The sequence below is a fragment of the Achromobacter sp. 46006 genome, assembly GCF_059761975.1.
In genome coordinates this window covers 1-17,678 of the sequence record NZ_JCBANN010000087.1, presented here as the reverse complement: position 1 = coordinate 17,678, position 17,678 = coordinate 1, and the positions used below count along the sequence as shown (strand labels likewise).

13 protein-coding genes are annotated in these 17,678 nt (G+C 68.5%); 4 read left to right on the top strand and 9 right to left on the bottom strand.

Annotation, left to right across the window (positions count from 1 at the left end):
• Positions 1-278 precede the first annotated feature (278 nt).
• The 3 genes from AC6LKG_RS24935 to AC6LKG_RS24925 all read right to left on the bottom strand — a co-directional run bounded on the left by AC6LKG_RS24935 (position 279) and on the right by AC6LKG_RS24925 (position 4,255).
• Positions 279-617, bottom strand: coding sequence for a P-II family nitrogen regulator (locus tag AC6LKG_RS24935; protein ID WP_006386376.1), 339 nt, complete (start codon positions 615-617; stop codon positions 279-281).
• Between the two features lie 147 nt (positions 618-764).
• Positions 765-2,831: an NAD(+) synthase gene (locus AC6LKG_RS24930; protein ID WP_498169364.1), complete on the bottom strand. Its 2,067-nt coding sequence runs from the start codon at positions 2,829-2,831 to the stop codon at positions 765-767.
• Positions 2,832-2,923: 92 nt separating this feature from the next.
• Positions 2,924-4,255 carry a mechanosensitive ion channel family protein gene (locus tag AC6LKG_RS24925; RefSeq protein ID WP_498169362.1) on the bottom strand — a complete coding sequence of 444 codons (1,332 nt, stop codon included), beginning with the start codon at positions 4,253-4,255 and terminating at the stop codon, positions 2,924-2,926.
• Between the two features lie 174 nt (positions 4,256-4,429).
• Here AC6LKG_RS24925 and argH point away from each other — a divergent pair, with 174 nt between their 5' ends.
• Together argH and AC6LKG_RS24915 are read left to right on the top strand one after the other, a co-directional pair.
• Positions 4,430-5,848: an argininosuccinate lyase gene (gene argH, locus AC6LKG_RS24920; protein WP_498169359.1), complete on the top strand. Its 1,419-nt coding sequence runs from the start codon at positions 4,430-4,432 to the stop codon at positions 5,846-5,848.
• Between the two features lie 176 nt (positions 5,849-6,024).
• Positions 6,025-8,064, top strand: coding sequence for a PEP/pyruvate-binding domain-containing protein (locus AC6LKG_RS24915; protein ID WP_498169356.1), 2,040 nt, complete (start codon positions 6,025-6,027; stop codon positions 8,062-8,064).
• A gap of 174 nt (positions 8,065-8,238) precedes the next feature.
• Here the strand turns inward: AC6LKG_RS24915 and lpdA are convergent, their stop codons facing one another.
• Genes lpdA through AC6LKG_RS24895 form a run of 4 tightly spaced genes read right to left on the bottom strand, consistent with a single transcriptional unit; the run spans position 8,239 to position 13,290 of the window.
• The gene (gene lpdA, locus AC6LKG_RS24910) at positions 8,239-9,642 is read right to left on the bottom strand and encodes a dihydrolipoyl dehydrogenase (RefSeq protein ID WP_498169354.1); all 1,404 of its coding nucleotides are present in this window, start codon (positions 9,640-9,642) and stop codon (positions 8,239-8,241) included.
• A gap of 2 nt (positions 9,643-9,644) precedes the next feature.
• The gene (locus tag AC6LKG_RS24905; protein WP_498169351.1) at positions 9,645-11,009 is read right to left on the bottom strand and encodes a dihydrolipoamide acetyltransferase family protein; all 1,365 of its coding nucleotides are present in this window, start codon (positions 11,007-11,009) and stop codon (positions 9,645-9,647) included.
• Between the two features lies 1 nt (position 11,010).
• A complete protein-coding gene (locus AC6LKG_RS24900) occupies positions 11,011-12,054 on the bottom strand; it encodes an alpha-ketoacid dehydrogenase subunit beta (protein WP_498169349.1) in 1,044 nt (347 codons plus the stop codon).
• Between the two features lie 3 nt (positions 12,055-12,057).
• Complete coding sequence (locus AC6LKG_RS24895; protein WP_498169346.1) at positions 12,058-13,290, bottom strand: 3-methyl-2-oxobutanoate dehydrogenase (2-methylpropanoyl-transferring) subunit alpha; 1,233 nt, start codon at positions 13,288-13,290, stop codon at positions 12,058-12,060.
• A gap of 214 nt (positions 13,291-13,504) precedes the next feature.
• On the opposite strand from AC6LKG_RS24895, the gene AC6LKG_RS24890 reads away from it, so the two are divergent.
• Entirely contained in the window at positions 13,505-13,843 is a 339-nt protein-coding gene (locus AC6LKG_RS24890; protein WP_498169343.1) for a hypothetical protein, read from the top strand.
• A 67-nt stretch (positions 13,844-13,910) separates the two neighbouring features.
• On the opposite strand, the gene AC6LKG_RS24885 is transcribed toward AC6LKG_RS24890, so the two are convergent.
• Both AC6LKG_RS24885 and cadR read right to left on the bottom strand, forming a co-directional pair.
• A complete protein-coding gene (locus AC6LKG_RS24885; RefSeq protein WP_498169341.1) occupies positions 13,911-14,504 on the bottom strand; it encodes a nitroreductase family protein in 594 nt (197 codons plus the stop codon).
• A gap of 125 nt (positions 14,505-14,629) precedes the next feature.
• Positions 14,630-15,064: a Cd(II)/Pb(II)-responsive transcriptional regulator gene (gene cadR, locus AC6LKG_RS24880; protein WP_076410783.1), complete on the bottom strand. Its 435-nt coding sequence runs from the start codon at positions 15,062-15,064 to the stop codon at positions 14,630-14,632.
• 96 nt (positions 15,065-15,160) lie between these two features.
• Between cadR and AC6LKG_RS24875 the strand changes: the two genes are divergently transcribed.
• Positions 15,161-17,632 (top strand): heavy metal translocating P-type ATPase, encoded by a 2,472-nt coding sequence (locus AC6LKG_RS24875; RefSeq protein WP_498169339.1) that lies wholly within the window; start codon positions 15,161-15,163, stop codon positions 17,630-17,632.
• The last annotated feature ends 46 nt before the right edge of the window (positions 17,633-17,678 follow it).

Below are 17,678 nucleotides of genomic sequence, written 5' to 3'. Positions count from 1 at the left end.
AGCGCTCAGTAGTATGATATTGTAGAGTTATAGACAGGTTTTTTTTTTTTTTTTTAAAGCAGAAGACGGCATACGAGTTTCCCGAACTAGTCTGGGGGGCTCGGAGATGTTTAAAAGAGACAGGCGCAACCCCCCACGCAGGCAACCGCCGCAGCAGCGCTTCAATTTTCAAAGGTGCGAGCCCGGCGCCTCAAGAACACAACACCCGCCCCAAAAAACTTCGGGGCGACCATTACGATCACCCCGACAGTCAACCCAAAACCGAATTCAGCGCAAACTCAAAGCGCCTCTTCGTCGCTCTCCCCCGTCCGAATGCGGATGGCCTGCTCCACCGGCGTCACGAAGATCTTGCCATCCCCGATCTTGCCGGTGCGGGCCGCCTTCACCACCGCCTCGATCGCCGCCTCGACCTGGTCATCCGGCAGCACCACCTCGACGCGGATCTTCGGCAGGAAATCCACCACGTACTCCGCCCCCCGATACAGCTCGGTATGCCCCTTCTGGCGCCCGAACCCCTTCACTTCGGTCACGGTCAGGCCGCTGACGCCGACTTCGGCCAGCGCCTCGCGGACTTCGTCGAGCTTGAAGGGTTTGATGATGGCGGTGACTTGTTTCACGTTGGTCGTCCTGATTGTTCGATCTGTTGCGGCGCCCGGGATGAATGATCGGACCAGGGCGCGATGATTGAGAGAATACCACCGGCGCCCGCGTCGCCAAGCCCGGCGCGGCCCGAGCCGGGAAAACCCGCAGGGCGGCGGCGCTGGTCAGCCCGGCGGCGCCTCGTCCGGAATCCGGTCGGCGTCGCGCATCCACACCACCGACTCGGAATCGCTCGGCGCGCGCCAGTCGCCGCGCGGCGACAGCGAGCCGCCCGAGCCCACCTTGGGCGCGTTCGGCACGCAGGTGCGCTTGAACTGGCTGAGGCGGAAGAAGCGGTCCAGGAAGATCTTCAGGTTGCGCTTGATCGCCGCCAGGCCGTACTGGTTGCGCGCCACGTGGCCGCCTTCCGGCCAGGCGCCGGCATCGCGGTCGCGCCAGGCCGCCAGCGCCAGGAACGCCACCTTGGTCGGCGCGAAGCCATAGCGCAAGGTGTAGTACAGGTTGAAGTCCTGCAGTTCATAGGGGCCGATGGTGTCTTCGCTTTTCTGGGTCGGCTTGCCGTCGTCGCCGCCCGGCACCAGTTCCGGGCTGACGTCCGTGCCCAGCACGTCCAGCAGCACCGCCGCGCCGGCCTCGCCCAGGCGACCGGATTCGGCCACCCAGCGCACCAGGTGCGTGATCAGCGTCTTGGGCACGCTGGCGTTGACGCTGTAGTGCGACATGTGATCGCCCACGCCATAAGTGCACCAGCCCAGCGCCAACTCGCTCAGGTCGCCCGTGCCGATGACGATGGCGTTGTTGAAATTGGCGATGCGGAACAGGTGGTTGGTGCGCTCGCCGGCCTGCACGTTCTCGAAGGTGATGTCGTACACCGGCTGGCCGTCGGCATAGGGATGGCCAAGGTCCTTGAGCATCTGCAGGCAGCTCGGGCGGATGTCGACCTCGGAGGCCGTGCAGCCGACCACCGCCATCAACTGGCGCGCCTGCTGCAGCGTGCGCGTACTGGTGGCGAAACCCGGCATGGTCACGGCCAGGATGTTGGCGCGCGGCAGCCCCAGCGTATCCATGGCCTGCGCGCAGACCAGCAGCGCGTGGGTCGAATCCAGCCCGCCCGAGATGCCGATGACCACCTTGGACATGCCGCTGGCCGACAGCCGCTGCGCCAGCGCCTGCACCTGGATGTTGTAGACCTCCTTGCAGCGCTCGTCGCGGCGCCGGGGGTCGGCCGGCACGTACGGAAAGCGCGCCACGCGCCGCTCCAGCGGCAGGTCGGCGTCCTCCAGCGGCGCCGCGACCGGCACCAGCACCTGGCGGAATTTGCGCACTTCGTCGCGGTGGCGCCGCGCCGACTGGCCGAAAGTGGTCTGGTGCATGCGCTCGCGCGACAGGCGCTCCAGGTCGACGTCGGCAAACAGCAGGTGCGATTCGTTCAGGAAGCGCTCGGATTCGCCCAGCAGCTCGCCGTTTTCGTAGATCAGCGCCTGGCCGTCCCAGGCCAGGTCGGTGGACGACTCGCCGCGGCCGGCCGACGTGTACATGTAGGCCGCCAGACAGCGCGCCGACTGCTGCGCCACCAACTGGTGGCGGTAGGCCGACTTGCCGACCACGATGTTCGAGGCCGACAGGTTCACCAGCACCGTGGCGCCGGCCAGCGCCGCGAACGAGGACGGCGGGATCGGCACCCAGACGTCTTCGCAGATCTCGACGTGGAACTGGAACAGCGGCAGCTTTTCCATCTGGAACAGCAGCTCGGGGCCGAACGGCACGGTCTGGTCCAGCAGGCGGATCTCGGTGGCGACGGCGCAATCGGCCGCGCTGAACTGGCGCGCTTCGTAGAACTCGCCGTAGTTGGGAAGGTAGCTCTTGGGCACCACGCCCAGGATGCGGCCGCCGGCGATGACCACGGCGCAGTTGTACAACTGGTGCGCCACCCGCAACGGCGCGCCGACGACGACGGCGATGTCCAACTCGGCGGTGGCCCGCGCCACCTGGTCCAGCGCCGCCTCGCAGGCGTCCAGCAGGGCCTTCTGGTGGAACAGGTCGTCGCAGGTGTAGGCCGACAGGCCCAGTTCGGGGAACGCCGCCAGCACGGCGCCGCCCTGGGCCGCCTGCTGCGCCAGCGCGATGGTCTGCGCGGCGTTGAACGCCGGGTCCGCGACCCGGCATTCGGGCACGCCCACGGCGACCCGGGCGAAGCCGTGGGAATACAGGTTGAAGAACGGGTTCGACATCGGATCCATCGCCTGGGGCGCCTTGATACGGAACTGCACGGAACGGGCCTGCTTCAGGCCGGGACATCCAACCTGGCCATTATCTCACGGCGTCATGCGCCGGACGGCGGCGCCAGGCGCGCCGCATCGGGCTGGCGCTGTGCCTGCTCGGCGGCCAGCGCGGCCTGGATGGCGCCCTCGCGCAGATAGCTGCCCATGGCGCCGATATCCGCGCCCGAGGGTTGCTGGTACAGCCGCAGCCCCAGTTCCGGCAGGATCGCCAGAAGATGATCGAAAATGTCGCCCTGGATGCGCTCGTACTCGACCCAGGCGGTGATGGCGGTGAAGCAATAGACTTCGACCGGAATGCCGTCGGCCGTGGGTTCCATCATGCGCACCATCATCGCCATGTCCTGGCGCACCTCGGCATTCTGCTTCAGGTAGGCCAAGGCGTAAGCGCGGAAGGTGCCGATATTGGTCAGGCGGCGGCGGTTGGCCGGCACGCTGGCCAGCTCGCCCATGGTCTGGTTGGCCTGGGCAATGTCCTGGGTCTTGACCCGCAGGTAGTCGTGCAGCAGCCGGAAGCGCATCAGGCGCTGGGCTTCCTCGTCGCTCAGGAAGCGCACACTGCTGGCGTCGATGCGCAGGGTGCGCTTGATGCGCCGTCCGCCCGACTCGAACATCTGGCGGTAGTTGCGGTAGCTCTCGGAAAACAGCTTGTAGGTCGGCACGGTGGTGACGGTGTTGTCCCAGTTCTGCACCTTGACCGTGTGCAGCGCGATGTCCTTGACGAAACCGTCGGCGTTGGACTGGGGCATCTCGATCCAGTCGCCAATGCGCAGCATATCGTTGCTGGTGAGCTGGGTGCTGGCCACCAGCGACAACAGCGTGTCCTTGAACACCAGCAGCAGCACCGCCGACAGCGCGCCCAGGCCGGAAATCATCCACAGTGGCGAGCGGTCGATCAGGATCGACAGCACCAGCACGGTGCATACCGCCATCAGGATCAGCTTGCTGATCTGGATATAGCCCTTGATCGAGCGGGTCTGCGCCCGCGTGGTGGCCGAATAGGTATCCTGCCAGGCGCTCAGCACCCCGGAAAACGCCACGAACACGCAGATCCAGGCGCCGGCGTGGGCCAGCCGCCCGACCAGCGTGGCGGCCTTCTCGACGTGCGGCACCAGGTCGATGCCCACCGACACCACCGCGAACGGCACCGCGTACCAGAAATTCTGGTACGCGCGGCGGCGCTGCAGGGCCTTGTCCCAGCTCTCGTGGCCGCTGACCACCAGCAGCCGGTGCGCCAGCAGCAGCACCACCCGCGCGACCACCCACTGGACGAACAGCGCCGTCAGGATCAGCACGCCGATGCCGACGAGTGTCTGCGCCCACGGCTGGTGCGGCATATAGGTATCGAGTTCGGTGGCAAGCTGTTCCCATTCCATGGGCATAGGTCGTGTGCTCTCTCTTCTATTGTGGGGATGGCGTCAGCCGGACAGCCGCCCTGGCCGGACGGCCCGGACGGCCAGCGGATATGACCCTGAATTATCCGACAACTCGCGCCGCGGCAAGTTTCCAGCCGCAACAGCCTGGCGGGAGGCCCTATAATTCCCGCCATCATGGCAAACACTCCCTCCCCCGATCAAAACCAGTTCGCCAACAAGGCGCAGGCCTGGTCCGCCCGGTTCTCGGAACCGGTTTCCGAACTCGTCAAACGCTACACGGCATCCGTGGACTTCGACAAGCGCCTGGCGCGCGTCGACATCCAGGGTTCGCTGGCGCACGCCGACATGCTGGCGGCCCAGGGCATCATCGGCGCCCAGGACCTGGCCGACATCCAGCGCGGCATGACCCAGATCCTGTCGGAAATCGACGCCGGCAGCTTCCAGTGGCTGCTCGACCTCGAAGACGTGCACCTGAACATCGAGAAGCGCCTGGTCGAGCTGGTCGGCGATGCCGGCAAGCGCCTGCACACCGGCCGTTCGCGCAACGACCAGGTGGCCACCGACATCCGCCTGTGGCTGCGCGGCGAGATCGACACGCTGATCGACCTGCTGCGCCAGCTGCGCCACGCGCTGGCCACGGTGGCGCTGGACAACGCCGCCACCATCATGCCGGGCTTCACCCACCTGCAGGTGGCCCAGCCCGTCACGTTCGGTCACCACCTGCTGGCCTACGCCGAGATGTTCGGCCGCGACGCCGAGCGCCTGGCCGACTGCCGCCGCCGCGTCAACCGCCTGCCGCTGGGCGCCGCCGCCCTGGCCGGCACCTCGTTCCCGATCGACCGCGAACGCGTCGCCAAGACCCTCGGCTTTGACGGCGTCTGCCGCAACTCGCTGGACGCCGTCTCCGACCGCGACTTCGCCATCGAGTTCTGCGCCGCCGGCGCGCTGATCATGACGCACGTCTCGCGCCTGTCCGAAGAACTGGTGCTGTGGATGAGCCCGCGCGTCGGCTTCATCGACCTGGCCGACCGCTTCTGCACCGGCAGCTCGATCATGCCGCAGAAGAAAAACCCCGACGTGCCCGAACTGGCGCGTGGCAAGACCGGCCGCGTCAACGGCAACCTGGTGGCCCTGCTGACCTTGATGAAGGGCCAGCCCCTGGCCTACAACAAGGACAACCAGGAAGACAAGGAAGGCCTGTTCGACACCGTCGACACGGTGCGCGACACGCTGACGATCTTCGCCGACATGGCCGCCGGCATCAAGGTCAAGGCCGACAACATGCGCGCCGCCGCGCTGCAGGGCTTCGCCACCGCCACCGACCTGGCCGACTACCTGGTCAAGCGCGGCGTGCCGTTCCGCGACGCCCACGAAGTGGTGGCCCACGCCGTGCGCGACTGCGAACAGCGCGGCTGCGACCTGGCCGACCTGTCGCTGGACGAACTCAAGGCCTATCACCCGACCATCGGCGACGACGTGCACCAGGTGCTGACGCTGGAAGGCTCGGTCGCCGCGCGCAAGCACGTGGGCGGCACCGCCCCCGAGCGCGTGGCCGAGGAAGCCCGCCGCGTGCTGCAGGAGACGTCGGCGTAACACGCCGGCGATTCCCTGGCGGGAAAACAAGCGGCCCCGGAATTTCCGGGGCCGTTTTCTTTTGTGGCCACGCTACGCAAATGACCTGTCACGGCGTGTCATTCCTCGTTTCCGATCTCGCACGAGCGGCGCGGACAGGTTCGCTATGATGGGCGCTTTCTCACTCCCCCACCCCCATGCCAGCCCTGCGCGCGTCCTGGTTTCCGTCGCCCCTGCCCCAACCGGCCGTTCTGACCGCCGCCTGCCTGCTGGCGCTTGCCGCCCTCCCCGCCGCCCAGGCGCAGACAGCGCGCAAGCCGTCGCCGTACGAAAACAACGTCATCGAGCCCTTCAAGGCGCCCCGGCCGCTGACCCCCGAGGAGATCGCGGCGCGCAAGGCCGAGGACGCGCGCCGCGGCGGTCCCGCCTTCATGGCACGCATCGACGACGAGGCCGCGTTCCGCCAGTTGGCGCGCGTCTACAACGCCGGCACGCCGCTGGAAATCCCGCATGTGCTGTTCGTGATCGATCGCCAGCGCGGCAATCGCATCCATTACCTGGACACGCCGCGCTACGGCCTGCACGAGACCTTCGCGCGCGAGCGCCGCCTGCTGCCCGGCAAGGACAAGGCCGCGCTGACCGCGCAGTACAAGGACCCCAACCGCCGCCTGCTGTTCGGCACCCTGAGCTGGCAACGCGACCTGCCCGGCTACACCTACGAATTCTGGGAAGGCGACCGCCTTACGCCCGAACTGCTGAAGCTGACCGACGACGTGGTCGCCAGGAGCTTCTATGCCCCGGTCCGCTTCAAGACCAACTCGACCCTGCACGAACAGGCCGCCGCCACCGCCGGCCTGACCTTCGTGACGCAGGAGGCGCTGCTGCGCGAACAGGCCTTCCTGCCGCTGAATCCCGGCCGCGCGCAGGGCCGGCTGCGCATCGTCGCCTCGGTCGAGGCCACGCCCGACCTCAAGCGCGACGACATCGTGGTGCTGGACGAGGTGCCGATCGCCATCCCGCCCGTGGCCGGCCTGATCACGCAGCGGCCGTCCACGCTGCTGTCGCACGTCAACCTGCTGGCCAAGGGCTGGGGCATTCCCAACGCCTACGTGCGCGACGCCACCACCGCGCTACGCCAGTACGACGGCCAATGGGTCACCTTGACCGTCAGCGGCAACGACTACCACGTGCGGCCCAGCGACAAGCCCGCCAGCCAACCGCCGGCCACGCCGCCCAAGCCGCGCGCGCAACTGCCCAAGCCCGACCTGAGCGTGCAGGCGCTCAAGCCGCTGGATGCCCTGGCCGTGCGCGACAGCCGCCATTGCGGCGTCAAGGCCGCCAACCTGGGCGCGCTCCGCTCCGCATTGCCGCCGGCCGCCAGCGTGCCGGACGGCTTCTGCATCCCGTTCGCCCAGTACGCCGCGTTCATGCAGCGGCTGAACGTGGCGCAGCGCATGGCCGCGCTGGAACAGCGCCCGGACTTCATCGCCGACGCCGAGGTGCGGCGCAAGGAACTGGCCGCCCTGCGCCAGGACATCATGCAAGCCGCCGTCGACCCGGCGCAGGCCGAATCCTGGCGCGCGCTGTGGCAATCGCGCCTGAAGGGCGCGGGCGTGTTCGTGCGCAGCTCGTCCAATTCCGAGGACCTGCCCGGCTTCAGCGGCGCCGGCCTGTACACCACCGTGCCCAACGTCACCCAGCCGGACGCGCTGGCCAAGGCGGTACAGACGGTATGGGCCTCGGTCTACAACTTCGACGCCTACGAGGCGCGGCGCGCGGCCGGCATCCCCCAGGACGCGGTGGTGATGGCCGTGCTGGTGCAGCTGGCGGCGCCGTCCGACAGCTCCGGCGTCATGATCACGCGCGATCCGTTCGACGCCAGCCGCCGCCACGTGACCTACCTCTCGGCCAAGCGCGGCCTGGGCATCAAGGTGGTGGAAGGCAAGCGCCAGGCCGAGCAGGTGATGTATTCGAGCTGGTCCAAGGCGGTGCAGGTGCTGAGCCGCTCGGCCGAGGACACGCAGTTGGTGGCGGATGCCGGCGGCGGCGTGCGCGAAGTGCCGATCGCGCCGGACGCGCGCCAGGTGCTGAACGACGCGCTGGTGGCGCGGCTGGCGGCCGTGGGCCGGCAGGTCAAGCAGCGCCTGGGCAGGGTCGACCAGGACATCGAATGGGCGGTGGTCGGCGACAAGATCATCATCCTGCAGGCGCGGCCCTACATCGACGCGCGCCGCTAGCGAGCACGAGCGCGGGCGTTCAAGGCCTGTTGCCTTGAACGCGCGTGTCGCGCCGCGTGTCCTGCGCGCATCACGGGCAAGCCATGCCGTCCGGCAAACGGGCCCACACAGGAAAAAGCCGCGGCGGCCGGCAGGATGCCCACCACCACGGCTTCGGATACACTGCGGCTGCTTCTAGATGTGCAGCGCGTGCCCCAGCGCCTTGAGCGCGGCTTCCTGCACCGCTTCGCCCAGGGTCGGATGGGCGTGGATCGTGCCCGCCACGTCCTCCAGCGTCGCACCCATCTCTAGCGACTGGCCGAACGCCGTCGACAGTTCCGACACCCCGCGCCCCACCGCCTGCCAACCCACGATCAGGTGGTTGTCGCGGCGCGCCACCACCCGCACGAAACCGTCGGTGGATTCCAGCGTCATGGCGCGGCCATTGGCGGCGAACGGGAACGAGGCCGCCAGGCAGTCCAGCCCGGCAGCTTCGGCCTCGGCCGGCGACAGGCCGGCCACCACGACCTCGGGGTCGGTGAAGCACACCGCCGGGATCGCGGCTGGCTGGAAGTGGCGGCGCTTGCCCGCCACCAGCTCGGCCACCATCTCGCCCTGCGCCATGGCGCGGTGCGCCAGCATCGGTTCGCCGGCGATGTCGCCGATGGCCCAGACGTCGCGCATGGAGGTGCGGCACTGGTCGTCGATGCGCAGCGCGTTGCCCTTGCGGTCCAGTTGCAGGTTTTCCAGGCCCCAGCCCTGCGTGCGCGGACGCCGGCCGACGGCGATCAGCACCCGATCGGCGGGCAGCGCGGTCTCGGCGCCGCTGGCGTCCTGGATCCGCACCGCCGTGCCGGCGCCGTTCAGCCCCAGCACCTTGCGACCCAGGTGCAGTTCGACGCCCAGCTTGGCCAGCGCGGCGGCGACGGGCTTGGTGAGTTCCGCGTCGTAGGTCGGCAGGATGCGGTCCTGCGCCTCCACCACGGCCACCTCGGCGCCCAGCTTGCGGTACACGGTGCCCAGCTCCAGGCCGATGTAGCCGCCGCCCACCACCACCAGCTTCTTCGGGATGTCGGCCGGCGACAGCGCCTCGGTCGAGGACACCACCATGCCGCCGAACGGCACCGAGGGCAGCGGCGTCGGCTCGGAGCCGGCCGCCAGCAGCAGGTGTTCGCACTGGATGCGCTGGCGGCTGCCGTCGGCGCTCTCGACCTCGACGGTCTTGCCGTCCAGCAGGCTGGCCCATCCCTGCACCACTTGCACGCCGTTCTTCTTGAGCAGCGCGCCCACGCCGCCGGTCAGCTTGCCGACGATGCCGTCCTTCCAGGCCACGGTGCGGCCAATGTCGATGGCGGGCGCCGACACCGAGATGCCCAGCGCCGACTGGCCGGCGTAATGCCGCGCCTTGTCGAATTCCTCGGCCGCGTGGATCAGCGCCTTGGACGGAATGCAGCCGATGTTCAGGCAGGTGCCGCCCAGCCGCTCGCCCTCGACCAGGATGGTGGGCACGCCCAGTTGCCCGGCGCGGATCGCGGCCACGTAGCCGCCGGGCCCGCCGCCGATCACCAGCAGGGTTGTCGTCTTGGTAGTCTGGCTCATGCTTACTCCACGAAAAGCAGCGCGGGTTGTTCCAGCAGCGCGCGCACGGCCTGGATGAAGCGGGCCGCGTCCATGCCGTCGACCACGCGGTGGTCGAACGAGGACGACAGGTTCATCAGCTTGCGCGCCACCACGGCGCCATCGCGGAAGGCCGGCCGCTCGACGATGCGGTTCACGCCCACGATGCCGACCTCGGGATGGTTGATGACCGGCGTGGTGACGATGCCGCCCAGTGGCCCCAGGCTGGTGATGGTGATGGTCGAGCCGGACAGCTCGTCGCGTCCGGCGCTGCCGGCGCGCACCGACTGCGCCAGCCGGCCGATCTCGGCCGCCATCGACCACAGGTCGCGGGTTTCGGCGTGACGCATCACCGGCACCATCAGGCCGCCATCGCTCTGCGTGGCAATGCCGATGTGCACGGCGCCGTAGCGCGTCACCTGGCCGGCCTCGTCGTCATAGCGGGCGTTGATCTGCGGGAAGTCGCGCAGCGCGATCACCATGGCGCGCGCCAGCAGCGGCAACAGCGTCAGCTTGCCGCGCGACTCGCCGAACTTCGCGTTCAGGCTAGCGCGCAGGTCCTCGAGCTCGGTGACGTCGATTTCCTCCACGTAGCTGAAATGCGGAATGCGGCGCTTGGACTCGGCCATCTTCTGCGCGATCTTGCGGCGCAGGCCGATCACCGGCACCTGCTCTTCATCGTTGCGCTCGGCGTAGGCGGGACCGCGCGCGGCGGTGACCGCGCCCTGCCCTTGCAGATAGGCGTCCAGGTCCTCGTGCATGACGCGGCCGGCCGGGCCGCTTCCGTGCACGTAGCGCAGCTCGATGCCCAGGTCCCAGGAGCGCTTGCGTACCGCCGGCGAGGCCAGCGGCTTCTCGCCGGGTTGGCGGGCCGCGGCGGGCGCCTGGCGCGCGGCGGCCGGACGGCTGGGCGGCGCGGAGGGTGAGGATGACGCTTGCGACCCGGCTGACGATTGCAGCGACGCGGCGATCTGGCCCGCGACGCCCCCGGCCGGCGCTTTGTCGGCCTTGGCCGGCGCCGGCGCGGTTGCGGGCGCGCTTGCCGCGGGCGCGGGCGCGGCGGCCTGCGGTGTCTGCGCCGCCGCTTCACCCTTGACGTTGCCTTCGCCTTCCACTTCCAGGCGGATCAGCTCGCCGCCCACGGCCATGACCTGGCCGACTTCGCCGCCCAGCGCGACCACGCGGCCGACCACGGGCGACGGGATCTCGACCGTGGCCTTGTCGGTCATGACGTCGGCCAGCGGCTGGTCCTCGGCGACGGTGTCGCCCACCTTGACGTGCCAGCCTACCAGTTCGACCTCGGCAATGCCTTCGCCGATGTCGGGCATCTTGATGACATGAATACCCATCTCACACCTCCATCGCGCGCTTGAACGCTTCGCCGACCCGGCGCGGGCCGGGGAAATACGCCCATTCCTGCGCGTGCGGATAGGGAGTGTCCCAACCGGTCACGCGCTCGATGGGCGCTTCGAGGTGATGGAAGCAGTGTTCTTGCACCAGCGCGATCAGTTCGGCGCCGAAGCCGCAGGTCCGGGTGGCTTCATGCACCACGACGCAGCGGCCGGTCTTCTTGACCGAGTTGACGATGGTTTCCAGGTCCAGCGGCCACAGGCTGCGCAGGTCGATGACCTCGGCGTCGATGCCGGTTTCCTCGGCCGCGGTCAGCGACACGTGCACCGTGGTGCCATAGGTCAGCACCGTCAGCGCGTTGCCGGGCCGCACAATGGCGGCGGAGTCCAGCGGCACGGTGTAGTAGCCGGTCGGCACCACGCTTCCGGGGCGGCCGGTCCACGGCGTCACGGGACGGTCGTGGTGGCCGTCGAACGGGCCGTTGTACAGGCGCTTGGGTTCCAGGAAGATGACCGGATCGTCGTTTTCGATGGACGCGATCAGCAGGCCCTTGGCGTCGTAGGGGTTGGACGGCATCACCGTGCGCAGCCCGCAGACCTGGGTGAACATGGCCTCGGGGCTCTGGCTGTGCGTCTGGCCGCCGTAGATGCCGCCGCCGCAGGGCATGCGGATGGTCATGGGCGCGATGAATTCGCCCACCGAACGGTAGCGCAGGCGCGCCGCTTCCGACACGATCTGGTCGGAGGCCGGATAGAAATAGTCGGCGAACTGGATCTCGCACACCGGCCGCAGGCCGTAGGCGCCCATGCCCACCGCCACGCCGACGATGCCGCCTTCGGAGATCGGCGTGTCGAACACGCGCGAGCTGCCGTACTTGGCCTGCAGGCCCTCGGTGCAGCGGAACACGCCGCCGAAATAGCCCACGTCCTGGCCGAACACCACCACGTTGCCGTCACGCTCCAGCATCACATCCATGGCCGAGCGCAAAGCCTGGATCATGGTCATCGGCGCGGACGCCGGACCAGCATTGTTATCGATAGCCATGACTCACACTCCGAGCTGCTGACGTTGCCGGCGCAGGTGCTCCGGCATGTCCTTGTAGACGTCTTCAAAGATGCTGGCGGCGCTGGGGACGTGGCCGTCCACCAGGGTGCCGTAGCTTTCCGCTTCCTTCTGCGCCGCCTGGATCTCGGCGTCGAGCTCGGCGCGCATCGCGTCGTGCTCGGCCTCGGACCAGATGCCTCGCAGGATCAGGTGCTTCTTGAAGCGCTCGATCGGGTCGCCCAGCGGGAAGTGGCTCCAGTCGTCGCCGGGGCGGTACTTGGAGGGGTCGTCGGAGGTGGAGTGCGGGCCCGCGCGGTAGGTCACCCATTCGATCAGGGTGGGGCCGAGGTTGCGGCGGGCGCGTTCGGCGGCCCAGCGCGAGGCGGCGTAGACCGCCAGGAAATCGTTGCCGTCCACCCGCAGCGAGGCGATGCCGCAGCCCACGCCGCGGCCGGCGAAGGTGGCGCCCTCGCCCCCGGCGATGGCCTGGAAGGTCGAGATGGCCCACTGGTTGTTGACCACGTTCAGGATCACCGGGGCGCGGTACACGTGCGCGAAGGTCAGCGCGGTATGGAAGTCCGCCTCGGCGGTGGCGCCGTCGCCGATCCAGCCGGACGCGATGCGGGTGTCGCCCTTGATGGCCGAGGCCATGCCCCAGCCCACCGCCTGGATGAACTGCGTGGCCAGGTTGCCCGAGATGGTGAAGAAGCCGTTCTCGCGGTCGGAATACATGACCGGCAACTGGCGCCCCTTGAGCGGGTCGCGCTCGTTGGACATGAGCTGGCACATCATGGTCACCAGCGACACCTCGCGCGCCAGCAGGATGCTCTGCTGGCGGTAGGTTGGGAAACACATGTCGCCCTGCTCCAGCGCCAGCGCATGGGCCGAGCCGATGGCCTCTTCGCCCAGGCTCTGCATGTAGAAGGAGATCTTCTTCTTGCGCTGGGCGGTCAGCATGCGGCCGTCGAAGATGCGCGTCTTGAGCATCGTACGCATGCCACGGCGCAGCAGCTCGTCGCTGATTTCCGGCGCCCACGGGCCGACGGCGCGGCCGTCGTCGTCGATGACCCGCACCAGGCTGTAGGCCAGGCTGCCGGTGTCGATCGCGGCGACGTCAATGGGGGGTTTGGGCACCTCGCCGGGCGGCGACAGGCGCAGGTAGGAAAAGTCGGTCTTGCAACCCGGACGCCCGGTGGGCTCGGGGACGTGCAACTTCAGCGGCCCGTATTGGCTCATGAATTGTCTCCACGCTTGATCGTGTCATGCGCATTCTTCTTACCAAGACACTGCCCGGGGGGGTGACCTCGGACATTGCCATCGTCGGCCTGTGCAAAGGGATAAACATGCACGGCCGGGAGCCAGAGTAGCACAGGGCATGGGGGGCTTGCGATGACCCCGCGCACCGGCCCTGCGGCGGACGGCGCCCTCTATACTTGAAGCCCCTGATTTCATGGAAGAAGACGTGGCCCGACCGACGACATCGAAATGGTTCAGCTGGACCGGCATCGTGTTTGCCGCGCTTTACCTCGCCATCGTCATCCTCTGCATCGCCGGCGCGCTGTCGGCCGACGGCGATGACAAGGGCCGCTTCGTGCTGCTGCAATTGCCATTGGCCTTGCAGCTTGCGCTGCTGCACGAACTGAACCTGGACCGGCTGCTCGGTGAGCTGTCCTGGGTCGGCGGCTACCTGCTGATCGGGCTGCCGACGCTGGCCCTCTTCTATTTCGCGGGCTGGGGCCTGGAGAAACTCGTACGCGCCGCCTTCCGCCCCATCGCGTCGCAACGGTAGGCAACGGCATTCGCGACACGAAAAAAAACCGGCCTGCGGCCGGTTTTTCATTGAAGCGCGACGCGCCTCAGACCGGACCGGTCCACTCGGTGACGAATTCGCGGTAGTCCGGGCGCTTTGCCGGCGGCACCGCGCACGCCGGCGTGCCGATGGCCAGGAAGCCGAGGAAGCGGTAGTCCAGCGAATCCAGGCCCAGCGCCGCCTGCACGTCTTCGACGTAGGTGCCGATGCCGGTGCTCCAGAACGCGCCGTAGCCCAGCATGTGCGCGGCGTTCAGGATGTTCATGGTGGCGCAGCCGGTGGCCAGCAGTTGCTCGGCCTCGGGGATCTTGGCGTTGTCGTGGGCGATCTTCTGCGCCACGGCGACGAACAGCGGCACGCCCGCCATCCACTCGCGCACCGACTTTTCCTTTTCCGGCGTCATGCGCGGATCGCCGCTGCGCTTGACGGCCTCCAGCGCCACGTCGGCCAGCTTGCCGATGGCCTCGCCCTGGATCACCACGAAGCGCCACGGACGCAGCGCGCCATGGTCGGGGGCCGACATGGCGGCCTGGAGGATCTGTTCGAGTTCGTCGGGCTTGGGCGCGGGAGCCCGCAGGAATTTGACGGAACGGCGCGAGGTGATGGCGTGCAGGGGCGTGGCGGTGGCAGTCTGGGTCATGGAGTCAGGCACAGGTAACAGGGTTCTGGCGGCTTCCCAAATGGGAAAGAGAAGGGTTCTCATATTACGCCAAGGCCGCGCGGGGGATGGCTATCCCCCTGCCCGGCACAGGGCGACTGGCGGTTTCAGCCCAGGTGGGTATGGCGTTCCTGGCGTTCCTCGACCTGCATTTCCGACAGGCCGTGCAGGATGCCGCAATCTTCCGCATCGGGCCGCGCCGACAGGCAGCGCTGGCGCAAATCGGTCAATTGTGCCTTCAACTGGGTCAGCTCGGCGATGCGCTCGTCCACGTGGGAGATATGTTCGTCGAACAACTCATTGATGGGGCCGCACCCAGCCTGGTGATTGTCGGCCAGCGAAAGGATGGCGCGGATCTCGTCCTGCGTCATGTCCAGCGCGCGGCAATTGCGGATCAATCGCAGGCGCTCCAGGTGGGGCTGGCCGTAGCTGCGGTAGTTGTTCAGGCCCCGTTCCGGGGCGGGCAGCAGCCCTTCCTTCTCGTAATACCTGACGGTTTCGACCGTGGTGCCGGCCGCTGTGGCCAATTCGCCGATACGCATCATGCCTCCCGGACGCATCCGATGGGTTAAGGGGTTGACCCTATAGTAACTCCAAGGTGTGGAATACGCTCAACGGCTTACGAAAAGGCAACCACGATGTCTTGCGCAACGAACAAACATACCGATCCCACCGCTTCCGGACAACCGGACGCCTGCTGCGGCACGAAGGCCCCGGCTGCATCCGGCGGGCATACCCCCGCCGCCGGCGGATGCTGCGGCCCCGCGCAAGACAAGGCCGACGCTGCCGACGGCCATCGCCACCAAGGCGCCGGCCATGATCACGAACACGGCCACGATCATGGTCACGATTACAACCACAACCACAGCCACGACCACGGCCAGACCCACGCGCGGGCGCATGACCACGGCGCCTCGGCCTGCTGCGGCCAAGATGCCGGCGGCATCCAGATGTCCGCCGGCGGCGCCGCCGCGTTGCAGGCCGGCCCGGGCCAGTTGCTGGCGCGCCTGCGCATCGGCCAGATGGACTGCCCCACCGAGGAAACGCTGATCCGCAAGAAGCTCGACGGCGTCGACGGCGTGCACGCGCTGGACTTCAACCTGATGCAACGCATCCTGACGGTGGTGCACGCCGACGGCGCGCTGGATCGCATCACGGCGGCCATCAAGTCGCTGGGCATGACGCCCGAACCGCTGGCCGACGACACGCCGCGCACGCCGGCCCCGGCCGCCGCGACCGTGAACTGGTGGGCCATCGGCGGCGCCGGCGTGCTCGCCGCACTGTCCGAAGCCTCGCACTTTGCGGGCATGCACTGGGGCGTCACCGCCGCGTTGGCGCTGGCCGCCATCCTGGCCTGCGGCATCAGCACCTATCGCAAGGGCTGGATCGCCGTGCGCAACGGCAACCTGAACATCAACGCGCTCATGAGCATCGCCGTCACCGGCGCGGTGCTGATCGGCCAATGGCCGGAAGCGGCCATGGTGATGTTCCTGTTCAATGTGGCCGAACTGATCGAGGCGCGTTCGCTGGACCGCGCCCGCAACGCCATCCGCGGCCTGCTCGACCTGGCGCCCGAGAGCGCCACCGTGCGCCAGGCCGACGGCGCCTGGAAACAGGTGCCGGCGGCGCAATTGCAGGTCGACGACGTGGTGCGCGTGCGGCCGGGCGAACGCATCGCCGCCGACGGCATCATCGTCAGCGGCCGCTCGGCGGTGGACCAGTCCCCCATCACCGGCGAAAGCCTGCCAGTGGAAAAGAACGAGGGCGACCCGGTCTACGCGGCCACCGTCAACGCGGCCGGCTCGTTCGACTACCGGGTCACGGCGGCGGCGGGCAACACCACGCTGGCGCGTATCATCCACGCGGTCGAACAGGCCCAGGGCGCGCGCGCCCCAACCCAGCGCTTCATCGACCGTTTCTCGCGCATCTACACGCCCGCCGTGGTTGGCGTGGCGGTGCTGGTGGCGGTGCTGCCGCCCCTGCTGTGGGCGCAACCCTGGTTCGATGCGATCTATCGCGCGCTGGCATTGCTGATCATCGCCTGCCCCTGCGCCCTGGTGATCTCCACCCCGGTCAGCATCGTCAGCGGCCTGACGGCGGCCTCGCGCCGCGGCATCCTGGTCAAGGGCGGCGTGTACCTGGAGGAAGGCCGCAACCTGAAGTGGCTGGCGCTGGACAAGACCGGCACGCTGACCCATGGCAAGCCGGTGCAGACAGATCAACAGGACTGGGACGTCTCTAACCTGACGCGTCAGCCTGGCTCGCTGGTCGCCGCCAGCCTCGCGGCCCGCTCCGACCATCCGGTGTCGCTGGCCGTGGCCAACGCCGCGCGCGATGCCGGCCAGGCATTGCTGGACGTGGACGACTTCACCGCCCTGCCCGGCCGCGGCGTCAGCGGCAAGGTGGACGGCATGGTGTTCCAGTTGGGCAACCGCCGCCTGATGCGTGAGCTGGGCGTGTCGGACGCCAGGCTGGATGCCCGCTTCGACGAACTGGAACAACAGGGCAAGAGCGCCATCGCGCTCAGCGACGGCCAGCGCGTGCTGGCGCTGGCGGCGGTGGCCGACACGGTCAAGCCCACCAGCGCGGCCGCCATCGCCGACCTGCATGCGCTGGGCGTGCGCACCCTGATGCTGACTGGCGACAACACGCCCACGGCGCAGGCCATCGCGCGCCAGGTCGGCATCGACGAAGCGCGCGGCGACCAACTGCCGGAAGACAAGCTGGCCGCCATCGAAAGCAAGATGGCGCCCGCGAGCATGGTCGGCATGGTCGGCGACGGCATCAACGACGCCCCGGCCCTGGCCCGCGCCGACATCGGCTTCGCCATGGGCGCGGCCGGCACCGGCACCGCCATCGAGACGGCCGACGTGGCGCTGATGGACGACGACCTGCGCAAGATCGGCACCTTCCTGCGCCTGTCGCGCGCTACCCACCGCGTGCTGGTGCAGAACATCGCGTTGGCGCTTGGCATCAAGGTGGTGTTCCTGGCGCTGGCCATGACCGGCAACGCCACGCTGTGGATGGCGGTTTTCGCCGACGTCGGCGCCAGCCTGCTGGTGGTGGCCAACGGCTTGCGGCTGCTGCGAGCCGCCCCCGCCGCGAACTGAAGCGGCGCCCTGATGCAAAACGCCCCGGCAGGAATCTCCTCCGGGG